General features: G+C 63.6%; 3 protein-coding genes. All 3 read right to left on the bottom strand.

Annotated features, from left to right (window positions below):
• The coding region (locus Q0367_RS21170) for a peptidylprolyl isomerase (RefSeq protein ID WP_363325901.1) at positions 1-1286 on the bottom strand (1286 nt) is incomplete at its 3' end.
• A gap of 39 nt (positions 1287-1325) precedes the next feature.
• Positions 1326-2351: a tagatose 1,6-diphosphate aldolase gene (locus Q0367_RS20960; RefSeq protein ID WP_298984588.1), complete on the bottom strand. Its 1026-nt coding sequence runs from the start codon at positions 2349-2351 to the stop codon at positions 1326-1328.
• Positions 2352-2544: 193 nt separating this feature from the next.
• Positions 2545-3891 carry an aspartate aminotransferase family protein gene (locus tag Q0367_RS20955; RefSeq protein WP_297639948.1) on the bottom strand — a complete coding sequence of 449 codons (1347 nt, stop codon included), beginning with the start codon at positions 3889-3891 and terminating at the stop codon, positions 2545-2547.
• Between the last annotated feature and the right edge of the window lie 244 nt (positions 3892-4135).

The following is a 4135-nucleotide window of genomic DNA, read 5'->3' as shown; positions in this document are numbered from 1 at the left end:
GTGATGCTTTCGATGGTGTCGCTGACGGTGAGGGTGGCGAGAATATCGACGCCCTCGACAATCTGACCGAAAAAGCTATAGGCGTCGTTCACATCGGGCGGGGGCGGCGCAATGGCCAGGAAGAGCTGGCTGCTGCTGGCCACGATGCGTCCGTCGACGTCCTGGCTGAGGGTGCGATAGGCGACGGCGCCCGCCGCCGGCGCGCCGGAGAGGCCGACCTCCGGGCGGATCACGTAGCCGGCGTCGTTGAAGGGGTCGTTGTCGGGCGCGCCGATCACCACCAGCAGATCGGGGTTGACGTCGTTGACCGGCGTGTTGTCGTAGAAGCCCAGGTTGGCGAGCACGACGAAGTTGTTGACCGCCACCGGCGCTTCCGCTGCGCGCAGCGCCACGACCAGGTCGCCCTGCGAGGTGCGGATCGTCGCCGTGTAGGTCTTGGCGGCGTCGATAACCATCGCCGGCTCTGTGTTGAAATAGTTGGCTTTTTCCTCGCCGCTGAGGCCGGCCAACGGACGCTCGCCGCTCAGGTTGGTCGGCGGGAAGGGCGTCGGCGTAGGGGGCAGCGGCGTAGGCGTGGGCAGGATGCTGCTGTCGCTTTCCTCGATCAGAATGGTCAGGATTCGGTCGCCGGGCTCCGTCGGGTTGGCCGCCGGATCGCGGCGCGTGAGGCGGTCGAGCACCTCGCGGCCTTCGATCACTTCGCCGAAGATGGTGTGGTTGCCGTTGAGCCAGGGCGTTGGCTCAAAGGTGATGAAGAACTGGCTGCCGTTGGTGCCGGGGCCGGCGTTCGCCATCGCCAGCAGGCCGGGGCGGTCGAAGGTGGCGCCCGGCCAGAATTCGTCGGCGAAGGTGTAGCCGGGCCCGCCCGCGCCGGTGCCCGTCGGGTCGCCCCCCTGCGCCATGAAGCCGTCGAGCACGCGGTGGAAGGTGGTGTTGTCGTAGAAGCCCTCGCGCGCCAGGAAGACAAAGTTGTTGACCGTCATCGGCGAACGATCGGCGAAGAGCTGCACCTTGATGTCGCCGCGCTCCGTCTTGATGGTGGCGTAGTAGTATTTGGCGGGGTCGATGGTCATCTCCGGCGGGCTGCTGTACATATTATTGCGCGCCGCCGGCTCCAGCTGCGCGGCGGCGCCGGTCGAAGCAGGAAGCTGCCCGGCGCCGGCCTCGCCCGCGGGGGTTGCCGCAGGCAGGGCGCAGGCGGCCAGCACGGCCAGCGATGCAAGCATGGAGAGCAGCAGGATGACGGCGATGTTGATTTTTCTTCCGGTGTGACGATGATGATTCACAAATCCTCCCTGGCCGATTGAGCCAGCAGTGTGTCGAAGTCAGACGACCTCGATGTTCTCTTTGCCGCCGTAGAAATCCCACCAGGGTTTGGCCCCTTTCGCCAACACCTGGTTGAGCGCCGTGATGTTCTTGACCCCGCGATCCTCCAGCCATTCAATCAGCGCGTCGTAGCCGCTGGCGGCGAAGACGGGAATGCCGTCCTGCCAGGTGGCGCGACCGCACAGCACGCCGGAGAAAGGAGTCCCCGCCTCCGCCGCCAGCGCCAGCGTCTCGCGGAAGACATCGTCGCTCACGCCGGCGCTGAGATAGATGAACGGCTTCTGAGAGACGCTCGCCGCCTCGCGGAAAAGCTCCATCGCCTCGGCTCTGCTGTACGCCTTCACCCCTTTGAAGGTGGACGTTCCCTCCACATAGTCCATGTTGACCGGCGCCTCGACCTTGAGCACGTCGACGCCGTACTCCGGCTTGGAGAACTCGGCCATGTACGCCTTGACCATCGACGGCTTGGCCTTGGCGAACTCCAGCCCCTTGGGGTCGCCCAGGGCGTCGTTGTAGCAGATCGGCTCCAGAAAGAAAGGGACGTCCTCCGCCTTGCACTCGCTGCCGATGCGCTCGATGAACGCCTGCTTGGCGCGGTTGATGCGCGGCGGATGGGACGGGTTGTAGTAGAGCAGCACCTTGATGGCGTCGGCGCCGGCCGCCACCAGGCGGCGCACGCTCCACTCGGGCAAGAGGTCTGGCATGCGGCTGTCGTCGCTCGTATCGTAGCCGGTCTTTTCATAGGCGAGCAGAACGCCTGTCCCCGGCGCACGCACCTCCAGCGCCGGCAGCCCATATTCCGGGTCCAGCAGAATGGCGCTGGCGTGACGGGTCAGCACCTTCGTCACTGCAGTCTTGAACTGAGTCATCTCTTCTGCGCTGACGGGTGCGCCGCCGCGCGCCTTGCTGATCGCTTTCTGCAGCGAGCCGCGCTGGTCCATCGCCGCCGCCGCAATCACGCCGCGTTCGTCGGCGCAACGGCTGATGCGCTCGAATTTGCCTCGGGAAATCTTCACTTTCGCCATGAAACCCTCCTTTGAAGTGGATCAGGAATGCAGATCATCGGGCGCCATTGACAAGACAGGGGCGCAAGGCGGAACACAGGTGAAGCCAACGCCGGCGTCTCGCTTGTGTTGAGGCCATCGTACCCCAGGCGCTGGCTTCGTCCAAATCGCGTCATCGAATGCGCCTTGCGTCGGGGCGCTTGCGAGACAGCCTCTACTCGCTCACGCTGTCGATGACGCCGCCCAGGATGTCGACGATCAGGTCCACTTCTTCGGCGGTGATGGACAGCGGCGGAGAGAAGGCCAACACGTTGCCGACGTTGCGCGTGCGCAGGCCGCGCGCCAGACAGAGATTGTAAATTTCGAGCGCTTTGGCCAGGTCGGGTTCACGCGTCGTCTTGTCTTTGACAATCTCAACGCCGCAGAGCAGGCCCCGCCCGCGCACGTCGCCCACAATGTTGAAGTCGAGCAGTTTGGAAAGGCCGCCTTTGAGCCGCTCCCCCATGACGCGGCTATTTTCCACCAACCCCTCTCGCTCGAGGATCTCCAGATTTTTGAGCGCCACAGCGCAGGCGGCGGCGTGGCCGGAATAGGTGTAGCCGTGCATCCAGGCTTCCTCCGGCGGCGCTGCATCGATGACCTCGCGGATGGCGTCCGAAATTTGAATGCCGCCCAGCTGCAAATAGCCGCTGGTGACGCCCTTGGCAAAGGACATGATGTCGGGACGCAGCTCCCAGTGATGCTGGCCAAACCACAGGCCTGTGCGGCCGAAGCCGCAGATCACCTCGTCCACGATCAGCAACACTTCGTATTTGTCGCAGATGGCGCGCACGAGCGGGAAATAGTCGTCCGGCGGCACGATGACGCCGCCGACGCCCTGGATCGGTTCGGCGATGAAGGCGGCGACCGTTTCCGGCCCCTGGCGCAGAATCTCTTCTTCCAACGCCCGCGCCGCCGCCTGCCCGACCGTCTCATGGGGTTGGATGTCGCCGGTGTAGCGATAGGGGTTCGGCGCCGGAATGTGCGAGAAACCGGGCGTGAGCGGGCCGAACATGGTGTGGTAACGGGGAATGCCGGTGGCTGCCGTGGCGGCGACGGTGATGCCATGATATGCGCCCTGCCGCGAGATGATCTTCACCTTCTCCGGCCTCCCCAGGCGGCGCCAGTAGTAACGCGCCGTCTTGAAGGCGGTGTCGTTCGATTCGGAGCCGCCCGACGTAAAGAAGGTGGTGTTGAGCGTCGGATGCGCCATCCCCGCCATGCGATAGGCGAGTTCGGCTGAAGGCGGCGTGGTCATGCCGACGAAGTTGGAGGTGAAGGCGAGCTTGCGCATCTGCTCGGCGGCGACTTCGGGCAGCTCCTGGTTGCCGTAGCCGATGTTGACGTTCCAGAGGCCGGCCATGCCGTCGAGCACTTTGCGTCCGTCGGTGGTGTAGAGCCACACCCCTTCGGCGCGCTCGACCACCAGAGGGTCTTGATGTTGCTTGGGATGGTGCAGAGGATGAAGCTGTTTTTTGTCGTGTTCGACCACGGTGGCGTGGTCAAGCGTTAAGTCAAGCATGATGGTTTCGCACTTTCTAATCATTCAAAAATTTCTTCGCACCCTTGAATTATTGTGCATTCGCTTCACTTTGGAAAATTCGCCATGCTCCCAGCCTCGAGACCGTTGAACATTCCGTCGTCCTTGGGAGTTGCGCAGTCAGGTGAAGCTTTCGCGTAAAACAGGTGCTTCCAGGAAGTTTGACGGCGTTTAACGATTTTTGGCAATCGGCAGGCGCTGCTCGTAGCAGCGCTTTCCTGAATTC

Source organism: uncultured Caldilinea sp. (assembly GCF_937128415.1).
Taxonomy (GTDB): domain Bacteria; phylum Chloroflexota; class Anaerolineae; order Caldilineales; family Caldilineaceae; genus Caldilinea.
Note: the sequence above shows the minus strand (reverse complement) of the source record. Positions and strands in the feature narration are given on the sequence as shown.

Excerpts from the sequence above, each read along its gene's own strand:
- Q0367_RS20955 (WP_297639948.1), bottom strand. The coding sequence starts at position 3,891 with ATGCTTGACTTAACGCTTGACCACGCCACCGTGGTCGAACACGACAAA.
- Q0367_RS20960 (WP_298984588.1), bottom strand. The coding sequence starts at position 2,351 with ATGGCGAAAGTGAAGATTTCCCGAGGCAAATTCGAGCGCATCAGCCGT.